Annotated in this window: 14 protein-coding genes; 4 read left to right on the top strand and 10 right to left on the bottom strand. The window is 63.9% G+C overall.

All coding sequences use genetic code 11. The features are described from left to right. Positions 1–59: 59 nt before the first annotated feature. Complete coding sequence (locus NKH31_RS11025) at positions 60–1,529, bottom strand: sulfatase-like hydrolase/transferase (protein WP_254861850.1); 1,470 nt, start codon at positions 1,527–1,529, stop codon at positions 60–62. Positions 1,530–1,844: 315 nt separating this feature from the next. On the opposite strand from NKH31_RS11025, the gene NKH31_RS11020 reads away from it, so the two are divergent. Together NKH31_RS11020 and NKH31_RS11015 are read left to right on the top strand one after the other, a co-directional pair. Then, positions 1,845–3,728, top strand: a complete 1,884-nt coding sequence (locus tag NKH31_RS11020) for a hypothetical protein (RefSeq protein ID WP_254861849.1) — start codon at positions 1,845–1,847, stop codon at positions 3,726–3,728. A 233-nt stretch (positions 3,729–3,961) separates the two neighbouring features. Next, entirely contained in the window at positions 3,962–5,170 is a 1,209-nt protein-coding gene (locus tag NKH31_RS11015) for a hypothetical protein (protein ID WP_254861848.1), read from the top strand. Positions 5,171–5,339: 169 nt separating this feature from the next. Here the strand turns inward: NKH31_RS11015 and NKH31_RS11010 are convergent, their stop codons facing one another. Continuing rightward, positions 5,340–7,100 (bottom strand): methyltransferase domain-containing protein, encoded by a 1,761-nt coding sequence (locus NKH31_RS11010; protein ID WP_254861847.1) that lies wholly within the window; start codon positions 7,098–7,100, stop codon positions 5,340–5,342. Positions 7,101–7,222: 122 nt separating this feature from the next. Then, on the bottom strand, positions 7,223–8,686 hold the full coding sequence (locus NKH31_RS11005; protein ID WP_256547888.1) for a flippase: 1,464 nt from the start codon (positions 8,684–8,686) through the stop codon (positions 7,223–7,225). A gap of 446 nt (positions 8,687–9,132) precedes the next feature. Between NKH31_RS11005 and NKH31_RS11000 the strand changes: the two genes are divergently transcribed. After that, positions 9,133–11,451: a hypothetical protein gene (locus NKH31_RS11000; protein WP_254861845.1), complete on the top strand. Its 2,319-nt coding sequence runs from the start codon at positions 9,133–9,135 to the stop codon at positions 11,449–11,451. Positions 11,452–11,544: 93 nt separating this feature from the next. Here NKH31_RS11000 and NKH31_RS10995 read toward each other — a convergent pair whose 3' ends face one another. The 5 genes from NKH31_RS10995 to NKH31_RS10975 all read right to left on the bottom strand — a co-directional run bounded on the left by NKH31_RS10995 (position 11,545) and on the right by NKH31_RS10975 (position 17,581). After that, positions 11,545–13,335, bottom strand: coding sequence for a hypothetical protein (locus tag NKH31_RS10995; RefSeq protein ID WP_254861844.1), 1,791 nt, complete (start codon positions 13,333–13,335; stop codon positions 11,545–11,547). Between the two features lie 211 nt (positions 13,336–13,546). Beyond that, a complete protein-coding gene (locus NKH31_RS10990) occupies positions 13,547–14,530 on the bottom strand; it encodes a polysaccharide deacetylase family protein (protein ID WP_254861843.1) in 984 nt (327 codons plus the stop codon). 202 nt (positions 14,531–14,732) lie between these two features. Beyond that, positions 14,733–15,272, bottom strand: coding sequence for a metalloprotease family protein (locus NKH31_RS10985; RefSeq protein WP_254861842.1), 540 nt, complete (start codon positions 15,270–15,272; stop codon positions 14,733–14,735). Between the two features lie 101 nt (positions 15,273–15,373). Further along, positions 15,374–16,321, bottom strand: coding sequence for a formyltransferase family protein (locus tag NKH31_RS10980; RefSeq protein WP_254861841.1), 948 nt, complete (start codon positions 16,319–16,321; stop codon positions 15,374–15,376). 171 nt (positions 16,322–16,492) lie between these two features. Continuing rightward, positions 16,493–17,581 (bottom strand): CARDB domain-containing protein, encoded by a 1,089-nt coding sequence (locus NKH31_RS10975; protein ID WP_254861840.1) that lies wholly within the window; start codon positions 17,579–17,581, stop codon positions 16,493–16,495. A gap of 181 nt (positions 17,582–17,762) precedes the next feature. On the opposite strand from NKH31_RS10975, the gene NKH31_RS10970 reads away from it, so the two are divergent. Then, positions 17,763–18,833 carry a glycosyltransferase gene (locus NKH31_RS10970; protein WP_254861839.1) on the top strand — a complete coding sequence of 357 codons (1,071 nt, stop codon included), beginning with the start codon at positions 17,763–17,765 and terminating at the stop codon, positions 18,831–18,833. Between the two features lie 51 nt (positions 18,834–18,884). Here the strand turns inward: NKH31_RS10970 and NKH31_RS10965 are convergent, their stop codons facing one another. Continuing rightward, positions 18,885–19,907 (bottom strand): GNAT family N-acetyltransferase, encoded by a 1,023-nt coding sequence (locus NKH31_RS10965; RefSeq protein ID WP_254861838.1) that lies wholly within the window; start codon positions 19,905–19,907, stop codon positions 18,885–18,887. Positions 19,908–20,180: 273 nt separating this feature from the next. Beyond that, entirely contained in the window at positions 20,181–21,266 is a 1,086-nt protein-coding gene (locus NKH31_RS10960) for a PGF-CTERM sorting domain-containing protein (protein ID WP_254861837.1), read from the bottom strand. Positions 21,267–21,323: the final 57 nt, after the last annotated feature.

Below are 21,323 nucleotides of genomic sequence, written 5' to 3'. Positions count from 1 at the left end.
AGACGAACCGTGACGCCGGCGGAGCGACCGGAACCCGACCGACCGGTACGACGTCCCCGTCACCGGACGTTGTCGACGTAGCCGAGCTGTTCTAACTGTTCGACGGTCTCCGCCGAGAGCTGGGCGTCGAACCGTCGAGTGGCGACCCCGCCGCGCTGGTCGGACAGCCGTTCGTGTAAGCCGCGCCAGCGCGTCGACGCCGTCGATTCCGTCGGCACCCCATCTTCGTCGAGCGATCGCTCGTAGCGGATCGTCTCCTCGCCGTCGTCGACCGTCGTGAGCAGGACGCGTTCGTGGTCGTCGCGCTCGTCGGTCCCCATGAGTTCGATCCCGCTCGACTCGCTGATGCGGTCGGCGAACAGCTTCCAGCCGTGTTCGTTACGAACGCCGTGATAGGATCGGTAGGGACCGGTCGCCGTGAAGTAGACGTGCGAGCGGTGGAGCTCCGCTGGTGACGAGGCGGCCACGCCCTGACACGAGTCCGGAACCGACAGGGAGAGCGCAGACAGAATCGTCGGGACGACGTCGATCAGACTCACCTGGTAGTCGACCCGCTCGTGCTCCCAGTCGGGAAGCGAGACGAGCAGCGGGACGTGGACGAGGTCGTCCCAGAACGCCGGGGTCGGCGTGTGCCCGAGCATGCCGTGGAGGTCGCGGTCGAACCCCTCGCCGTGGTCTGCGGTGAGTACCAGCACGTCGTGGCCCGGGTCGTAGTGACCCCGGTCGCGAAGCGTCTCGACGAACGAGACGAGTTCGTCGCGGAGGTGTTCGCATGCGGCCAGGTAGGCCTGCTCGATGTCTTCGACGTCCCCGTGCGTCGTCTCGCCGCCCGCGTTCTGGATGATGGCAGACGAGGAGAGTTCCGCGAGTTCCGCCGGCCGCCGCGGCGCGTTGAGATCACGCTTGGCCAGGTACTCGGCGGGCGGTTCGAACGGGTGGTGGACGTCCATGTAGTGGATCCAGTGAGCCTGGCCGCCGTCCGTTCCCGAGAGCGCGTCGAGAACCGATTGGTGGTGCGTTTTCGCCGGGACGTAGTAGCTGGAATTCGAGGAGAGGGTCGATTCGATTCGGTCGAAGACGTTGAAGTACGCCCAGCGACAGGCGTTGAACAGCCGAGCCGAGCCGGTTCCCTGGACGACGGTCTGCGCGCGCTTCTTCCAGCTCGGCGTCCCGGTCCGACCGTCGCTAAAGCCCCGATCGTAGTTTCGCGCCTCGCCGAAGATGACGTTGTCACTCCAGAGGGAGGCGTCGTATCCGGCCGCCGAGAGCGCCTCGGCAAGCGTCGTGAGGCCGTCGTCCTCGCTCGTCTCGCCGAGGTCCAGGTTCGGCGTGCCGTCGGCCACTTCGTCGCAGTAGACGCCCGCCGCCAGCGTCGGCATCGAACTCCCGGTGTTGCTCGCCGTCGCGAACGCCCGGGTGAACGTCGTGCCCGGGACGACCTCGCCGACCTCAGACATCAATCGATCGTAGGCGTCCCACCGAAGCGAGTCGACGGTCAGGACGAATACGTTGGGATCACGTTCACTCATGTTTCGAGATATTCGTTCGGTCGACCAGCGACGCGCATAGTAATCTCCCAGTTACCCGCCCGTCGGGCGTCGGTGGCCGACCGATACCCGGAGAGCGCCTCCGGGAAGGACACGCCAAAACGTCTGCAGAGAGCTGATTCGATCCCGATGCGACGTCGGTCGCGAGAGAGACCGCGTTCACGAACGAAATCACGCACGGTGGTGACCCTTCACGTGGTTTCAACCCTCATAGTAGCCGGACCGTACCGACCCGCTATATAAGATGCAATCTTGAAGGTCAAGAGATACTGGCGCTCTGGCGGTTCGAACAATCACATGAAAGAGACACACTCGTCCGACCGACAGTCGGTCGGGAACGAAACCAGCCGTCGATCGTACTTACTCGGTGCTGGCTCGCTCATCGGCTCGCTCGCTCTCCTGAACGCGGGAAGCGCCGCGGCGTCGGGCGACGACGGATACGAGGAGATCGTCGTTCCGTCCGGCCAGACCCACACGATTCGACTCGGTAGCGGTGACACACTGGAGAACGTCCTGCTCGATGTCTCCGCATCCGGCGCGCGCTACGACATCAGCGCGTCCGGTTCGAACTGGGCGATCAGGAACGTCGGCATCCGCGGCCACCTGGAAGATACGGGCCGGAACGAAGACCCGTTCAGGGTGCGCGTAACCGATTCGAATGGCACCGGCGTGATCGAGAACGTCTGCTTCGAGGTGACGACCCGAACGCGGCGTAGTTCGGGCGAACACCACGGCGAGACGGGTATCTACGTCTGGCCGAACCACGTCGGCACCCTCGAGATGGATCGCATCTACATGCAGAACTTCCCGGACAACGGCTTCTACGCGAGCGAGCCGGGTAACTCCAGCGCGCACCCGACCCCCGGTCACGGCGGCGAGGTCCACATCTCTAACTCCTACGTCAAAGACTGCAACACGTCCGCGTACCGACTCGGCAGCACGGGTTCGTACCTCGACAACTGCGTGGCCGTCGGCGGCCGCCACCGCGGGCTGTGGGCCGCCTACGAGGAGACCGACGTGTACGACTCCGACCTGGGATCGAACGGCAGCGACGTCGCCGTCGGCGACTCGGCGTGGTCGAAAGCCGACAGGGCGCGCGTCTCGCTCACCGGGTCGCGGTGGGAGACCGAAGCCGCCCACGGCGGCAACACGCGTTCGAACATCAACGGCTCGTCGGTCGGAAGCCCCCGAGATCGCGTCCCGGCGGGTTGTCCGACGAGCGCCGAAGCGGCCGCGAACGGTGGCTCGGCCAGCGAAGAACCCGAACCGGAGCCGGAGTTGCCCGAGGACGCCCACCTCGTCGCGTTCGTCACCGAACCCGACGCCGAACTCGCCGAGTACGAACTGGCCGTCGACGGCGAGTTGGTTCCGACCGAAGCACACTACGAGAGTCCCTCCGGTGGCCGCATCGCCGCCCACCGCGAGACCGTCGAAGAAGAGGACGGCCTCTCGACCGTCGCCTCGCTATCGGGCGGCGGCCACGGCGACGCCTACGAGGTTCACGGTCCCGTCCGCGACGTCACCGTCGACCAGCCCGACGCCATGTGGATCGAACTCGACGGCGAACGGGTGAGCGAGGGAGAGCTGATCGAGCGAACTGGCGGCGACGAGGACGAAGACGACGGACCGTCCACCCTCGAGGTCGCCGGTCAGTTCGAATACCGGATCGAGGTCTCTGGCGAGATTCAGCCCGCCGAGGCGCACGCCCGCTGGCTTCAGGAAGGAGACGCCTACGGCGACGGCTGGGCCGAGTGGTGGCTCTCCGGTTCGGACGAGGCACGGACGGTCTGGGAGTTCACCGGCGAGATCACGACTCTCGAGATCGACGATCACGACGGCGAAACCGAGATCCGCACGCTCGCCATCGACGGCGAGGAACTCGACCACAGCGAGTACGTCGAAGAGGACGATGGCCCGCACCGACTCGAAGTCGCCGGCCAGTTCGAATATCGCGTCGACGTCTCCGGCGAGATTCGACCGACTGACGCCCACGCGCAGTGGCTCTCCGAGGGCGATGCCTACGGCGACGACTGGGCGGAGTGGTGGCTGTCGGGCTCGGACGAGGCGCGAACCGTCTGGGAGTTCACGGGCGATATAACGAACCTCCAGATCGACGACTACGACGGAGAGACCGAGATTCGAACGCTCGCCGTCGACGGCGAGGAACTCGACCGTCCCTGAAGGAGTTCCGCCCGAACATCGATCCGGTCTGAATCGGACCGGGACTGGGCGGGTGGGCCGGGGCAGAATCTACGGTGTACCGGAGCCACCCCGCCTTGGACCGCCCCCGCGAACGAATGCGAACGTACCACAGTGGCGCCTAGTTAACAGGCGACGAGAGTATCCACTGGGCAATATACCATCAACACCTGAAGCTCAACTGGTTAGGGGTGTCCACCGTTCCGGAGAGACGAATGGACGAAGCTGACGCGACCGATCGACGTACTGACACACGTGAAACGAGTCGACGCGGATACCTTCTCGGCGCCGGTGCGATGCTGGGATCGTTCGGACTGTTGAACGGGGCGAGCGGGCGAGTCGCCGCCGCGACGGACTACGAGACGATCACCGTGGGCGCCGGCGAAACGTTCCGAAAGACCGTCGGAAGCGGTGAAACGTGGGAGAACGTCCTGATCGACATCTCCGAACCCGGGGCCGTCTACGACATCCAGGCCGACGGAACCGACTGGACGATCCGCAACGTCGGAATCACCGGCCACTTCGAGGGTGGACACGCAGAACCGTTTCGCGCTCGGGTGACCGATCCAGACGGGACGGGAACCATCGAGAACGTCTGTCTCGACGTCACCTGCGGGGACGGGAACGCGACCGGTCTCTACGTCTACTGGGACCACGCCGGTCACCTGGAGATAGACCGTGTCAACGTCCAGAACTGGACCGACAACGGCATCTACGCCTCCGGACCGGGAAATTCGAACCAGCACCCGATCCCCGGGGCTGGCGGGACGGTCGCGATCAGAAATTCCTACGCGAAGAACAACGACGTCTCGAACTTTCGGCTCGGAACCCGCGGGTCGACGCTCGAGAACAGCTGCGCCGCGGGCGGCTCCCAGCGCGGGCACTGGCAGTTTTACGAGGACGCCGAGATCGTCGACTGTGACATCGGCGGACACGAGAGCGACCTCGCACTCGGCGACGCCGTCTGGAACAAATCCGACGACGCCTCGCTGACGATGGTCGATGCGCGATGGGAGTCAGAAACCGCCCACGGCGGCGCGAGATCGTCGAGCGTCAGCGGGACCTCGGCGGGCGTGCCGTGGGACTCCATCCCCGAGGGCTGTCCGCGGACGGCCGAAGAAGCGGCGAACGGCGGTGGGGTCGAAGACCCTCACGAGCCTCGAACGCTCGACGTCGCAGGACAATTCGCCTACCGAATCGAGGTCACTGAGAAGATTCGTCCGGCCGCAGAACACGCCGAGTTGCTCGAAGAAGGAGACGCCTACGGCGACGACTGGGCCGAGTGGTGGCTCTCCGGGTCGGACGAAGCCCGGACCGCCTGGGAGTTCACCGGCGAGATCACCACCCTCGAGATCGACGATCACGACGGCGAAACCGAGATCCGCACGCTCGCCGTCGACGGCGAATCGATCGATCCGGTCTGAATCGAACCGGAACTCGACCGGTGGTCGGGCCGGCCCCGAGATCGCGTCGATCGGGACTAGCGGGTTCTCCGGGTCACCGAGATCCGCCGAGTTCCTCGACTGGAGCGCTGTCGGACCCATGACCGTGGACGTGGTAGATCGTCGGTCGTCGAGGCAGAGTCTCGTCCGATCACACCGATAGTGTCATCTCTCCCACAGAGTCGGCGAGACGTTGCGCGCGTCGGGCTCGCTCCGCCACGCGCGACCCGTACGTGCTCGGGGCATCGACCTGGAAGTCGAGTTCGAGGCGGTGGACGTACGTCGCCGGAAGACACCGTTCGAAGGTTCGGTATGGCAGATCGACCGCATCACAGTACTCCTGAACGGCCGCTCTCGCTCGAACTGCGTACTCGGTATCCCCACAGAGTACGGTGCGAACAGCCCCATCGAAGTCGCCAACGGTCTGAAGGGCCGCATCTATCAAGAGACGGCCCGCATCGACGACCGGACACCCGTCTGGAATACCGTACTCCCAATCGATTACGCCGGTTATCGATCCGTTCTCGACGTGGATGTTACGGGCGATGAAGTCGCCATGAATCGGCGTTTCGAACGTTACAACGGGTGTCTCGATCTGGGGCGGGTCCACGCCGGCGGGGTCGAATGAGAGTTCGTCACGAACCGACGTCGGTGATCGTTCGATCGAGTCACCGCGAACGGTTCGCTGGAACGACGCTAGCCACTCGTATCCGGTTTCGAGGACCTGTTCGAAGTCGTCGGGGTGATCGGCGAGTGACTCGTCGAGCGGCCGCCCACGAACAGGACGTTCGTGGCGGGCTACTCCGATCGGAGACTCGACCGGTTCGCCATCGGGAAGCGTCTCGGTCACGTCGACATCTAGTTCGTGGAGCCGCCACAACAGCGAATTTTCCCGCTCCGTGAGCAGTGCGTGTCCGGGACGATTCGGAAGCTTCCAGACGTCGGTGATACCGTCTACCCCGACGTCGAGAACGACGGATCGGGCGCGACCAGCAACAGCAACCGGTGCGTCGAATCTCGACGGAGCGTCGCGTGTCGGCGTCTTCGAGCACGCGAGGAGGTAACTCGGCAGGCTCCCTTCGAGAATGCCGCTGTTCCGGACCAGCGGAAGAACCGGATCGATCGCCGATGCGAGTCGATCCCGATTCGGCAGTTCCGATTCGAACAGCCACCGGGACGCACGGTCACAGCCGACTTCGTACGCGTAGAGTGGGCGCGACGCGCTCGGGAATAGCGCATAGACGGAACACGCGTCGAAGCCGAGATCGGACGCAACGGATCGATAGCCGCTCGGCGTTCCGGGACGCACGCCACTCGACAGACGTACCTCGTCGCTCACGAGACCCGCAAGTGACGCGATCCCGGTTCTCTTCGACCAGCCATCCACGATAGCGAGGAGAGAGCCGCCGTCTCTGAGATAGGGCGAAAGCTCCCGTAGCGTCTCTTTCACGTTCGATCGGCCCGAGAGATCCACGACGATGGTATCGAATGAAGCCGGGGCGAACGGTAACCGGTTCAGTTCGGTGTGTACCGGGACGATACGACTGTGCCTCGGTGCGTCTTCGCGTAGCGAGGCGATCGTGAGTTTCGACAGGGACGGATCGACAGCGTGGACGGATTCAGCACGCGCCGAAAGGGCAATCGAACGTCGACCGTACCCTGCGTAGAGATCGAGACAGCGTCCACTAATGTGGCCGTCTACGAGCGCGTGCCAGACGTCGCGGCGGACGTCAAGGAGATCTGTCAGGAACGTCTCGCACTCACTGGCGTCGATAGCGACGTGGTCGATGGCCGTGCGCATCGAGTTCGATCGGAGCGCGTCGGTAAACGAAGCGAGGTCGACATCGTGATCGGGAACATCTCCACGATGGTCGTCCTCGGTGAACGAGATAACGCCCTGGAGATCGATCACCGTCGTCTCACAACCCGTACAGGATTGCTGTCGGAGTGAAACACGGTCCGAACAGTCCGGGCAGACGAGTATTTCGGTGGATGGTCGGTCCGCACGTTCGGTCGTGAAGGGATACGTTTGTGTCATGAGTTGATCTGGGTTCGTGGAAGTTCGAGGAGTCCGGCCAGTTGTGAGCACAGCGCCCACACGACGACACCGAACAGGACGACTCCAAGTAGGGATGGCCAGCCATCGATGCTACCGTACATCGGGTAGATGGTACCGGTCATCACCGCAGCCACACCGATGATCGCCCCGGTTCTTCGGGCGACCAGTCCGAGGCGCAAATCGAGTTCCCGGTGGATAATATAGAGATTCGCCCCGGTGTAGATCGAGTAGGTGATCACCGTGGCGATTGCGGCGCCGACGACGCCGATCAGCGGGATCAACACGAGGTTCAAGGCGACGTTCAACAGGGCCGTCGAACCCTTAACGATCGCTCGAGCCTTCGCACGCCCGAGGAAATCGAGCGCGTTGCTCGTTATCTTCGTGACGGACAACAAGATCGCGTACAGCGAGAGCACCTGCAATACGGGAACCGCGCCCAGATAGTCGGACCCGAAGACGAGGGTGATAGTTGGTTCAGCGACGAGGACGAGTCCAGCCGCGGCGGGCACGTACAGTAACAACGCATGAGTGAGCGCGGTTTCGTAGAGGCGCGCTGCCCGATCCGTATTCCCGTCGGCTTTCTGCGCGGCAAACGTGGGCGAAAGGGTGAACCCGAGCGCCGAAACGGGTGCCTCGAGGAATTCGACGATCTGTTTGCTGAGGACGTACGCGGAGACGGCGATCGGCGAGAGAAACAGGCCTACGAGGACGGTGTCGATTTGCTTGTCGAGGACGTTCGCCGTACTCGTCGCCGTCAGTGGCACGGTGTATTCACCGATGCGGCGTTTCAGCCCGGATTCGACTGAGGTCGCCGGTTCGATGCCTCGCAGACAGTAGCGATAGACGAGCCAGAGGCCGAGCAGCGACGAGATGGCGAAACTCATAATGTAGCCAACGAGGGCGCCGAGAGCGCCGAAACCGAGGACGGCGAACCCGACGACGAAGATGAGCCGAGTGATTCGATTGGTCACGTGGACGGTCGCGGCGAGTTCGATCTCCTCTAACCCCTGCAACACGAGCCTGGCAAACGTCGCCAGCGCCTCGAAGACGAGGTACCCCAGACCGAGCAACAACAACGGCGTCAACGACGGCTCGTCGAGGAACGCAGCCAGGTGTCGGTGACCGATCAAGAGGGCGACACAGACGGTGACGACGGCGCCTACATTGAACAGTAGAGCGACACGGAGAATGTGCGGTAGTTGCGCTGGATCTGACTCTTTGTACTCGGCGACGTATCTGGCACAGGATTTCGCAATTCCGAGTTTGCTAGCCACCCCCAACACACCGAACACGGCGATCGCGAGGAATAGAAGCCCGTAATCCTCGGGTCCAAGCAACCTCGCGAGTACGACCATCAGTAGACCGCCAGCTGTGGTCGCGAGTATTCGACCGCCAAACTCGAACGTAAAGCGAGAGCGCAAGCGCCCCCGTTCGGTCATCGTACAGTCGGTCTGACCCCGTCCAGCGTTTCGACTACCGTAGCCGTGACTGACCGGTGAAGACGTCGGATGTAGTTCGTCGTCGGTTTCATATCACTCACTGACCTATCAGGTTCGACTACATTGGTTAATCGCGTACTACCATCGGCTGGTGATGGTGCGCTGAACGGACAGAATCAGCAGCCATCCGAACCGCGTAATACAGGTCTTCAAAACACCAGCCCGGATTATTCACGATCGGGGACAAACAGCGGTTTCGGTCCAAATTCGGCGGCAGAAATAACCGAGCGGGCGGGCGGAGAAGCTGTTAGTTTACGCCACACTATCTCGAATAAGACAACAAAAATATATTGTCACTCTTTCGTGTGCGCACGTTCCTTCTCATAAATAGATGTATCATGTGAACGTGAACGTTCACGCTACGGACCAACTAGCGATCAGGTGGTATGAATGAGGACTCCAACGAACGATATCCGGCGACCCTGTTCGATCGCCGAACGTATTTGAAGGCCGCGTTGAGTGCGACAGGCGTCGCGGCGCTCGCGATGAACGGAGCGGCTTCCAACGACGACTACGACGTAATCGAAGTCGGACCAGGAGAAACGTACACCAAACGGCTCTCGGCGGGCGAAACCTGGGAGAACAAGATAATCGATATCACGGCCGACGGGGCGGGCTACGCCATCCGCTGTCACAGAAACGACACCACAATCCGAAACGTCGGTGTCCGAGGGCTGTGGGATCACGAACCCTCGTCGAGTCCGTTCACCGTTCGTGCGCCGAGTTCGAGCGGGAAAATCCGCATCGAGAATATCCACCTGCCCGGCGCCGAGTCGCCCGGCTATCACAGCTGGGGCAACCCGACGGGAATTTACGTTCACAACGATCACGCAGGCGATCTCGAGATCCGAAACGCCTACATCGCCCAGATGCCCGACAACGGCATCTACGCGTCCGATCCTGGCTCGCCACCCGGCCACCCCTCGACGGGTGATGGCGGGACGGTTCGCATCTACGACAGTTACATCGAAAACTGCGGGTGGAACTTCCGCCTCGGTTCCGACGGATCGTACTGCAACAATTGTATCAGCGTCCTCGACGGCCCCCAGCAGAAAGGGACGCCACGTGCGTTTCGCGATTACTTCTCGGCGGGCGTCGAGTTCATCAATTGCGACGTCTACGCTCCGGAGTACGTCGGGTGGAACAATGGCAGCGGCACGTGGTCTAACACGTTCTCGTGCAGTCAGCTCACGCTCGACAACTGCCGGGCGAACGTCTCGAGAACCGTCGACGGTTCGTGTTCGTCGTATGTCAGGGGTTCACCGTCCGGCAATCCACGAACCGATCCAGCTGACGTCGGCGCCCCGACGAGCGCCGAGGCAGCGGCCAGCGGTCGCGCGGCCGGCGAGGAACCCGAACCCGAGCCGGAGTTCCCTGAGGACGCTCACCTCGTCGCGTTCGTCACTGAACCTGACGCCGAACTCGCCGAGTACGAACTCGCCGTCGACGGCGAGTTGATCCCGACCGAAGCACCCTACGAGAGCCCCTCCGGCGGCCGCATCGCCGCCCACCGCGAGACCGTCGAAGAGGAAGACGGTCTCTCGACCGTCGCCTCGCTCTCCGGCGGTGGCCACGGCGACGCCTACGAGGTTCACGGCCCCGTCCAGGCCGTCTCGGTCGACCAACCCGACGTCATGTGGATCGAACTCAACGGCGAGCGGGTGAGCGAGGAAGAACTCGTCGAGCGGACCAGCGGCGACGATGAAGACGAACCGGACGAACCGCCGGAGGCGAACCTCGTCGCGTTCGTCACCGAGCCCGACGCCGAACTCGCCGAGTACGAACTCGCCGTCGAGGGTGAGCTCGTCCCGACCGAAGCGCCCTACGAAAGTCCCTCCGGCGGGCGCATCGCCGCCCACCGCGAGACCGTCGAAGAGGAAGACGGTCTCTCGACCGTCGCCTCGCTCTCCGGCGGTGGCCACGGCGACGCCTACGAGGTTCACGGCCCCGTCCAGGCCGTCTCGGTCGACCAACCCGACGTCATGTGGATCGAACTCAACGGCGAGCGGGTGAGCGAGGAAGAACTCGTCGAGCGGACCAGCGGCGACGATGAAGACGAACCGGACGAACCGCCGGAGGCGAACCTCGTCGCGTTCGTCACCGAGCCCGACGCCGAACTCGCCGAGTACGAACTCGCCGTCGAGGGTGAGCTCGTCCCGACCGAAGCGCCCTACGAAAGTCCCTCCGGCGGGCGCATCGCCGCCCACCGCGAGACCGTCGAAGAGGAAGACGGTCTCTCGACCGTCGCCTCGCTCTCCGGCGGTGGCCACGGCGACGCCTACGAGGTTCACGGCCCCGTCCAGGCCGTCTCGGTCGACCAACCCGACGCCATGTGGATCGAACTCGATGGCGAAGAGGTGAGCGAGGAGGAACTTATCGAACGGACCGGCGGCGACCTCGAAGGCGAAAACGCGGACGAGAGCGAAGAAGACCATGGTCCGCACCGACTCGAAGTCGCCGGCCAGTTCGCCTACCGGATCGAGGTTTCGGGGGACATTCAGCCCGCAGAGGCGCACGCCCGCTGGCTCACCGAAGGCGAGGCCTACGGCGACGACTGGGCCGAGTGGTGGCTGTCGGGCTCGGACGAAGCCCGCACCGTCTGGGAGTTCACCGGCGAGATCACGAGCCTCGAGATCGACGACCACGACGGCGAAACCGAGATCCGCACGCTCGCCGTCGACGGCGAGGAACTCGACCACCCCTGAACACGTTCCCGCCCGGTCCCCCGCACTCGGTTTCACAAATCTATCCCCCGTGTGGAGTGATCGTCGAGGTCTCGAGACTCCGGCCGTCGAATCTCAGGCCTGCTGTCCGTCGACGTAGTAGATCGTCACGTCGCCGTTCGTCTGTATTCGGTTGACCCCCACCTGCCGCGGAATGGACTCGATCTGCTCGTCCGAGTAGCGCAAGCCCTGATACGTTCGCACCTCTCGTTCCCAGTCCAGTCGGGTGACGCTGAGATAGCGAGGTTCGTCGTAGATGCTCGCGATGCCGTCGTCGATCTCCTCTCCGGTGATCGCGCCGTGTCGTTTCGTCCGGTCGAGTTGCGGGTCCGTCGCGTCTGCGAATCGATTCGGCCCGGCTCGAATGCCGACGAACGTCGCATCCGCGGGCGTCGACTCCAGGGCGAGTTCGTGACCGGACATCGATCCCTCGGTTACGTGCGTCGAGGGATTGTAAACGTACGGCGACGGATAGAGCGCGAGCAACGACACTACGAGAAGGATCGCGAACCCGACGCCGAGAGCACCGTGGACCGCCGTCGATCCGGTGATCCGGGAGACGGTGTCTGCAGCGTAGGTAATCGCCACCGCTCCGATGATAGTGATAAACAGCATCATGAGCCCGAGAACACGGAAGTACATCTGACCGGCCGATCCGAAGAAGTAGATGCCGAAGAGCCCGCTCAGCCCGATCAGCCCGACGACGAAGTAGTGGATCATCCCGTCGGTCTCGCGCCGAAATCGGTCGCCGACATCCAGCCAGAGCCAGACCACGACAGCGGCGGTGAGAAGGCAAAAGACGAGCGCCGGACCCAGGAGCTTCAATCCGACTTCGGCGACGCTTCCACCGATCGCCGTCAGCGAGTCGCCCTGCGCATCGACGGAATCTCCGGCCGATCCCCCGTCGCCGACGAAGTACTCGAAGGTGGAGGTGAGGTGAAAGCCGATCACGTTCTGGATCACGTCGTGTCCCATAGACCAGACGAGAAACGCCCCGCCGAGAAAGACTGTCTGCCCGTAGACCGGTCGGTGTGACGCAACCGGGTGTGACGGGCGAACCCGCCGGTGGTAGAATTGAACGAGAGAGATTCCAACGAACACGACGAGGAGGTGGGCCGCCAGTTGCGGGTGATAGAGCACCAGAGAGAGGAGTGAGAGCGCGAGCAATCCCCCTAGCGCCGAGACCGACCGTTCGGTTCGAATGTAGCGAAGCAGGAGATACACGACGAACGACGAGACGAGGATCGCCTGGGTCATCGGGTGCGGCGTCGTGAAGGTGCTCAGATTCGTGATTGGGAGAAACAGACACGCCGAGAACACCCCGATTGCGACGCTTCGGTGGGAATCGACGACGCGCGAGGTCGAGAGCGAGACGAAGACGACGAACAGCCCACACAGAGCGAGGATCACCAGCATCATTGCCTGTTCGAGGCCGATGCCGAGGATTCGCTCTACGAGAATCGTCGTCGTGTGAAGTCCGGGATAGCGGAGCTCGGCCGGGTGAAAGTCGGCCGCCGCCATTCCTCGCGCCCAGCCGAGGTGGGTGTGAGCGTCACCACCGGAGATGAACCAGTATCCTCTGAGGACCGGCATTCCGACGACGGCCAGCGTCGATCCGGCCCCGAGACCGAGCGAAACCCGTCGCGTCCAGATCGAGGCAGTGGCGACCGCGACGGCCAGCGAGAGACTGATCGCCAGTCCAAGAAGCACCCAGACGACGGTTGGCGTGTGCGAATACAGCGACAGTTCGTACCCGCTCGCTGGCGACCTGTGTGCGCCGACGATCGCCCCCGTTAGTGCGAAAAAGCCGACTGCGAGGAGTATTCGATCGCGAACCATCGCTTTCGGCGAACGCTGTCCCGGCATTCGTTGTCCGACGGTCAGCCGAGACGCACCTTGTAATGGAGCGTGTGGATGAACGTAACGGTCGGCTACCTGTCCGAACGGGCGAGACTCACCGACCGGTGAACGAGTGTAGCGTTATCTGGCCGAGCAAGTACCCCCTAATTCGCCGTTGAGTGGGCGAGTCAACCGTCAGTCCGGCGTCGCCGCCAGCCGTTGGACGACTCGCTCGTCGCTACTTCGCCCGGTCGATTGTAATGGGAACCGGTCTGGCGTCAGTAGTGTCTGCCGACCGACCAAGTTCGCGCATGGTCCGAATCTCGACGTCGCCGGCGTCGCGTCGTTTCGCGAGGTAGCCGAGAAACGAGTCGATCTGGGGCCACTGCTCGTCGTTCGCGAGGTCGTAGAGGTGACACCAGAAGTGGACGTCATCGCCGTCGGCCGCGGCGTCGACGCCGCGACGGAGGTTCCACGCGTGGAGGCGGCGACGAATCGAACGAGGAATCGTCCGATAGACTGGGTGCGGTTCGTACGTGCCGGTCTGAAGGTACGGAACGGCGAACGACGTGTACTCCGTGCTGTAGGTCTCGACGACGTCGTCCGTCTCGCTGGGATCGATCGCGGGGTGGCGATCGAAGAGGATCTCGTAGAGCTTTCCGACCGGGGTCGACGGGCGTTCTTCGCCGTCGGCGCGGTAGTGCGGGACGCGTTTGACGCCGATGCCGCCGTCCGCGAGGACGGCCGACGGCGGCGGGCTGTGTCGCGGAGGGACGATCGATTCGCTCTCGGCCACGCCGTGTCGGCGGTGAATCTCGTCGGCTCGATCCAGTTCCCACTCGACGACCTCGGGGTCGACGTCGTCGCACTCGACGTGCGAATACGTGTGCGTACAGAGTTCGTGATCCGTCAGGCTGGACCTGATAGACTCGATCATGTCCGGCGCGTAGAACTCCGGGTCCTCGACGACGGAGGTACCCGGATCGACGTCCCACCAGCCGTGTTCGTGCGGACCGTCGTGCTGCCCGTCGCACGAGTCGTGAAAGAGGTGAGCAACGACGTCGAACGTGATCGGAACGTCGTGGTCGTCACAGCGTTCGAGCAGGTGCGTGAGGTAGCGGGTCTCCTCGCGCCGGTCCTCGCTCAGTTTGTCCAGTTTCCCCCAGTGTGCGAGTCCCCACCCGAGTTCGACTTCGATGCTGATGGTGACGGTACCCGTCATCGTCGTGTGGGAACCAGCAACGCGGATAAGTGAGTTGTCGGGATCTTCACGGAATGAGACGGGTTAGGCGGCCGTGAACCACCCGCGCCGTTCGACGGAGTCGGTGCGGTCGGCCAGGGTTCGTCGCGGAAGGGATCCGTTTCCGAGTTCGTGTCAGATCAAATATGTTCAGCAACCGGCCGACGGTTTCGGCGTCACCGCCTCAGACGACGCCCATCGAGAACAGTTCCAGCACGAGCAGTAACAGCGCGATCGCGTAGAATAGATCCAGCCAGAGCGCGCTCAGAACGTTCACCACGTAGATCAGCGCGATCACCGGGACGCCGAGCAACGCGCTCGGCGAGCGACGCCAGCGCGACTTCGTCTGGCCCCAGAGCGCCGAGGCATCTCCAGAACTCGGAAACGCGTGCATCCCGAAGCTCAGCCCGAGCCAGCACACGATGACCTCGACGTATCCGATCTGGGACAGAGAGCTACCCTCAGGGAGCAACAGCGCCAGCCCGGCGAACGCGGAGACGGCGAGGATCGAGTTGAAGGCGAACGGCGCGAGGCTGATCGCCACCGCGTGGCGGTATTTCGCCGGCTCAGCGTGGACGACGTATCCGGCCGGGTTCCCGAACCGGAAGTAACACACTTCGAAGACCGGAACCCCGGACCAGTCGCACGTCTTCTCGTGGGCCAGTTCGTGAGCGACCACGCCGGGAAACGTGACGAACGTGACCAGCGCCCCGAGGAGACTCATGCCAGACGATACGTTCACTCGACAATGAATGTGCGGGACGGGTGCGAGCGGCCGGTCGGGTGATCGAAACCGAACCGGTGACCGCGACGCCGAGACCGACGTTACTCACGTTGGACTGGCGAACCGGGCTCGACGGCCGGCTCCGAAGGATCGTCGACGACGTCATCGCCGCCGACGAACGGACCGCGATGTCGGTCGAACCGTCGACGGATGCGTCCGGCGAGGTTCTTCGCGATGAGGCGACCCGAAAACGAGAGCGAACGCCGGCGAGAGAGCGAGTGGTACTCGCCGAGTTCGTCGTCGGGGACGGACTCGGGTTCGAAGGCGGGATCGGCCACGTTGGCGACGCCCTCGGCCAAGAGGTCGATCTGCACCGTCGCCAGGCGGTCGTAGACGTCCCAGAGGGTGTAACAGTCGTCGAGCGATACCTCGTCGTAGGCGACGATCTCACCCCCGTCGATGGATTCGTCGAGACGCTGCAACGTCGAGCCAGCGCGGGCGCGACCGTCGAAAAAGATCGCCGGCGGACCGAGCCCCCGGTAGCGTCGGATGTCCGCCGGATGAAAGCTAAGTACGCCGTGTTCGGGTGCCGTGAGTACGTCTCCGCGGAGTAATCCGAATCCGAATCGAACGAGAACGTCACAGCGCGCGGCCAGCTGGGCGACGGCGTCGTCCGGCAGTTCGTACCAGCAGCCGTCGACGCGGGGCTCACACGGGACGACGGTCGCGTCGACGATCGAATCGATCGAGTCGACGGACCGATAGCGCCACAGCGGACGATCGCCGCCGACGGTTCTCGAGAGCGTTCGATCGGCAACGAGAAGCGTCCAGGCTCGTTCGCGTCGCAGCGTCTCGACGAGTCGGCCGAGAAATCCGAGCGGACCGCCCGCGGCGGACGGCTCGCTCGATCGGCCGTCGCTGTCGTCGTAGACCACCATCGAGATTTCGACGCGATGGTCACGGACGAGCCGCTCGACGGCTCTGACCTGCCACTCGTAACAGTGCGGGTCGGTTACGAGTCCGACGCGAATCGTCTCGCCATCGGTCATCGATAACAGACGATCGAGAGACACCCATTTCGTTCTAGAATCCATGTCGAGGAACAAGGGATGCGTACCGAGTCGTAGGCGGTGTGAACTACCCACCCTATCGCTCGCCTAAAACTGCAGCGCGAGCGGGTCAATCGGTCGAGATCGTCCTGATCTATGCCACCGCTCGACCTACCGACGCCCCAGGTAGGCAACGACGCTCAGTGCGGCCACCAGCGCGACGATCGGGCCGAACCCGGGCAGTTCGTCCTCCGCCTCGACGACCTCGACGGTCGCCTCGACCTCGCCCGCCGCGATCGCAAGCGTCCCGACCTCGTCGGCCGACACCGTCGTCGTCACCGTCGTCGACTCGCCCGCACCGAGGGTCAGTTCCTGCTCGTCGACGACCGTTCCGTCTACCGTGAACGGAACCGTCACCGTCTCCTCGCGCTCGCCGTCGTTCGTCACGGTCGCGTTGATCGTGACGTCGCCGTCGACGGTCGTCGACTCGGCGACGTCGAGGTCGGTTACGCCGGTGCAGCCGGCCGAGCGAACGGTCACCGACTCGTCGAGCGCGAGCGACACTCGCTCCGGGTCGTGATCGTCGCCGGTGAGAACCTGCCAGTCGGTGATCTGGCCATCGTAGCCGCCGGTGTCGTACCGGAAGTCGGCCATTTCGTTGAACGCGGGGGTGATGTCGATCTCGAAGGAGTCGTCGAGGCCGCCGTTGAACGCGGCGCCGTCGGTGCGGCCCGCCGACCAGACCCAGGTGATCCGGCTCGACGTCTCCGCGTGATCGAACTCGTCGTCTCGGCCCTCGTAGTCGTCGTCCTCCACGACCCACTCGCCCTCGGCGGGCAGGTCGTCGATCTGCATCGTCACCGCGCCGCCGTTGGTGTCGCCGTCGAGGCGGTCGTGAAGCAGGACGAGGCTGAGCCCGTCGCTCCCCTCGTGGAGGAAGAGCAGGCTCGTGTCATCCTCCTGGAGCTGGGTCGTTCCGTACGAGCTGTAGGTGTAAGACTCGGGGTCGGTCGCCGGATTTCGGTAGTCGTAGAACTCGGAGACGGTCTGATGGCCGTCGCCGAGCGGTTCGATCGGGAGACACCGGTCGCCCTGCACGACGGCGTATGCGTCTGATTCCACCGGTTCGACGCTGGTGTTCGCCGACGACGAGCCGGCCGAGGCGACGACGACCGACGCGACGAGGACGATCGCGACGCAGGCGAACAGCGCACAGAGCACGCCGAGACGGAAGATTCGATTCGATTCGTGTGACATCATGTGAGTGTGTGACCGAGGTGACTGTTCGCTCGGGGTTAGTTACGGACGAGTTTCTCACCGATCACGCGATTCTCGGAGCGACCGGTCGGAGCTGTTCGATTTCAGCTGGTGGACCCGGTCGGACCGCTCGCCCAATCGCACCATAACAAAACCCGGATTCCGCGAATGTCAGCCCGATCGAATGCGTATTCTCCAGCTCGCGCCGCAGGACGACTCGCCACCGTTCGAACTCCAGGTTCGGGCGCTCGAAGCGCGGGGTATCGAGTGTACGACGGTGACGGTTCCCGGATCGGTCGGTCCGAACACGTCTCGGTCGGTCGTCGACTACCTGCGCTTTCACCCGGCGGTCCTTCGCGAGTCGTTCGGATCGTACGACCTGGTACACGCGAACTACGGGCTCACAGTTCCGTTCGCGCTCGCACAGCCGCGCCTACCGGTCGTCTGCTCGCTCTGGGGCTCCGACCTCGACGGCGAGCTTGGCTGGATCAGCCGGCACGCGGCGCGCTTTTGCGAGGCGACGATCGTGATGTCAGAGCGGATGCGCCACAGCCTCGGTCGACCCGCACACGTGATACCACACGGCGTCGACCTGGACGTCTTTCGCCCGCAGCCCCGATCTTCGGCCGTGGCAGAACTCGACTGGGATCCCGACGCTCGACACGTCCTCTTTCCGTACAAACCGGATCGGACGGTCAAACACTACGAGCGAGCGGCGCGCATCGTCGAGGCCGTCGACGACGCGTGTGCGACGCCCGTCACGCTCCAGACCGCCGAAGGGGTTCCCCACGAGCGCATGTCGACGTACATGAACGCGGCCGACTGCCTGCTTCTGACCTCCCGGCGGGAAGGATCGCCGAACGTCGTCAAGGAGGCGCTCGCGTGTAACCTGCCGGTCGTCTCGACCGACGTCGGCGACGTTCGCGAGCGGATCGACGGGGTCGTCCCGTCGGCCGTCTGCGAAACCGACGGCGCCCTCCGCCAGGCCGTCCAGACGATCGTCGAGCGCGGCGAACGATCGAACGGTCGGGCGCAAGCGACCGAAATCGACGCCGAGCGGATGGCGGCGGATCTGGAGGCCGTCTACCGATCGGTCGCAGACGAGCGATCGGTCCGGACGAGACCGCACGCCGATCGGATGGACGAGGACCGAGTCGCCGACGAATCGGAGAACCGTTCGAACGCGGATTCGATAGAGTCGGATCCGGTGACGGCTCTCCGAACGGTAGATCGGTCGAGTCGAATCAGAAGATGACCCCATCCGTTCGGTAGATCGGTCGAGTCGAGACGATTGTCGAGAACTACCTCACCCGTTACCAAGCACACCACCGACCTTCCGGTAGGTGTACTTCGCGACCTGCATCTCGACGCCGGGCGACTCGATCACGTAGTACGGTCGCAATCGACCGTTGAACTTCGCCTTGTACTCACAGAGGCGCTCGGTGTTGGCCCCGACGAGGTCGTATCCCTCGATCGAGTCGAGTGCGGGGTCGTTCACCAGGTCGTCGAGAATCGCACGGTGGAGCAGGTTGTTGACGCTGACGCCCTCGAACGTCGCGACGACGCCACCGATCCAGAAGTACGCCAGATCGGGCGCGAACAGGGTGACGATGCCGCTCAGGTACTCGCCGTCCGCATCACGCGCGACGTAGACGCGCCAGGCGTCCTCGTCGAGTTCGGCGAGCAGATCCGAGACGAACGCACGGGACATGGGTGCGACGTCGTCGTGGGCGTCGTACTGCGCTTCGACGTCGTCGTATACCCGGAGCGCGGAATCGATCCCTTCGGTCGTGATCTCGACCTCGGTATCGTCCAGCCGACGCATCTCGTTTCTGAGACTTCGGCTGAACCCGGAGAGCACGCCGTCGAGATCGGGTTCGTCGACGTCGACCACGTAGGTAAACCGCGGCGAGACGGCGAAGTCCTGCCACTCGTACGGTCGGGGGTCGGTGAAATCCAGCGGACAGACCATCCGAAAGAGCGTCGTCCGACCGTCGGTCCCGAGTGCGTCCGTCACGCCCTCAGCGAGCGTCCGGTTGATCCGCTCGTGCTTGCTCCGCTTCGGGCTGTTCGGATTGATGAGCGGGCCGAGGCGGGGAACGCCCATCGTCGTCGGCGGCGAGACGACCGTCGTCCCCACCGGTCGCTCGGTGACGAACACCGGGAGCAATCCGACCGGATGCTCGCCCTTGTACGCGCCGAAGAGTCGGAGCTCGCCGGGGACGTGATTTTCCAGGACCGAGAGAGCCGCCGGTTCGTGAAAGAGTTCGTAGCCGCGCGAGGGGAGCGCCTCGCGCCAATCGTCGAGACTGATTTCTACTACGTCCATGCTCGAAGACACCTATCAGAACCGGTTGCTTTGTTAGAACCACGTTACTCAGCGTATCGAAACGGAACTCGCCGGCAGGACCGACGGTGGACAGTTCTCCACAGAACGGACGGACCGGTCGACAGCTCGGTCCACCTAGTCGACGGATCCGACGAACACGTCACGCGACCGGCCTCGTCGGCGATCGTACTGTTCGGTGGAGACCGTACGGACGGGGCGCTAGCGGGCGTCGCGCACCGTCACCCGAAAAAGCGATTCGACTCGTGGACTCGGCTACCCTCGCAGTCTCGCGACGGCGAGTGCAGCCAGGATCGCGACGAGTGCCACCGCGACGCCGAAGCCGGGCAGTTCGTCGCTGTCGTCACCTTCGACGTCGATGGGAGCGGAGACGCCACCGACGGAGAGTGACTGTTCGCCTTCGTTCTCCAGCGAAACGGTCGTCGAGAGCGCTTCCGTGGAGTTCGCTGCGATAGTCACGTCCTCCTCTGCGACGACCTCGCCGTCGATGGCGATGGGGACGGTGACCGTCTCTTCGCGTTCGCCGGCGTTCGTGATCGTCGCCTCGACGTCGACTGACTCGCCGACGGTCGCCGTCTCGTTGACGGACACGTCCGAGACCATCGCACAGCCGCCCGTCCTGAGCTGAACCGGTTCGGTCATGTCGAGTGTCGTCCGTTCCGGATCGTGATCGGTGCCCGAAAGCAGCTGCCACTCGGTCACCTCACCGTCGTAGAGGCGGAAGTCGGCCATTTCGTTGAACGCCGGTGTGACTTCGACGGCGAACTCCCCGTCGAGTCCGCCGTTGAACGCACCGCCGTCGGTTCGTCCTTCGGTCCAGACGGAGGTGATGCGACTGGAGGTGTCGCGGTGGTCCCACTCCGAATCGGCGCCGTCGTAGTTGTCGTCCTCGACGACCCACTCACCCTCGGCGGGCAGCCCGGTGAATACGAGCGTCGCCGCACCGCCTTCGGTGTCACCCTCGAGGCGGTCGTGAACGAACACGATACTGAGGCCGTCGCTCCCCTCGTGGAGGAACAGCAGGCTCGTGTCGTCCTCCTGCAGGTGCGTCGTTCCGTGTGAGCTGTAGTCGTACGCCGGGGGAGAGGTGTTCGGGTTGCGATAGTCGTAGTACTCTTCTGCGGTTCGGTGGCCGTCACCGAGCGGTTCGATGGGGATGCATCGATCGCCCTGGACGGCGACGTACCGGTCGTCGTCATCGTTGTATTCGTAGAGGGACAGGCCGTCGGTCTCGTTCGCGGAGACACCGCCGGATGCGGCCATCGCCAGGATCGCGGCGACCGCAACGACGAGGAGGACCGTCCCCCCGACGACACCGACCGTTCGACTGTTGAGATTCATGCCGTGCCAGCGAATCGACAGCCTTTCGGAGATTTGTTATGCTGGAACTGTCTCCGA

The organism is Halovivax gelatinilyticus (assembly GCF_024300625.1).
GTDB classification, from domain to species: domain Archaea; phylum Halobacteriota; class Halobacteria; order Halobacteriales; family Natrialbaceae; genus Halovivax; species Halovivax gelatinilyticus.
Note: the sequence above shows the minus strand (reverse complement) of the source record. Positions and strands in the feature narration are given on the sequence as shown.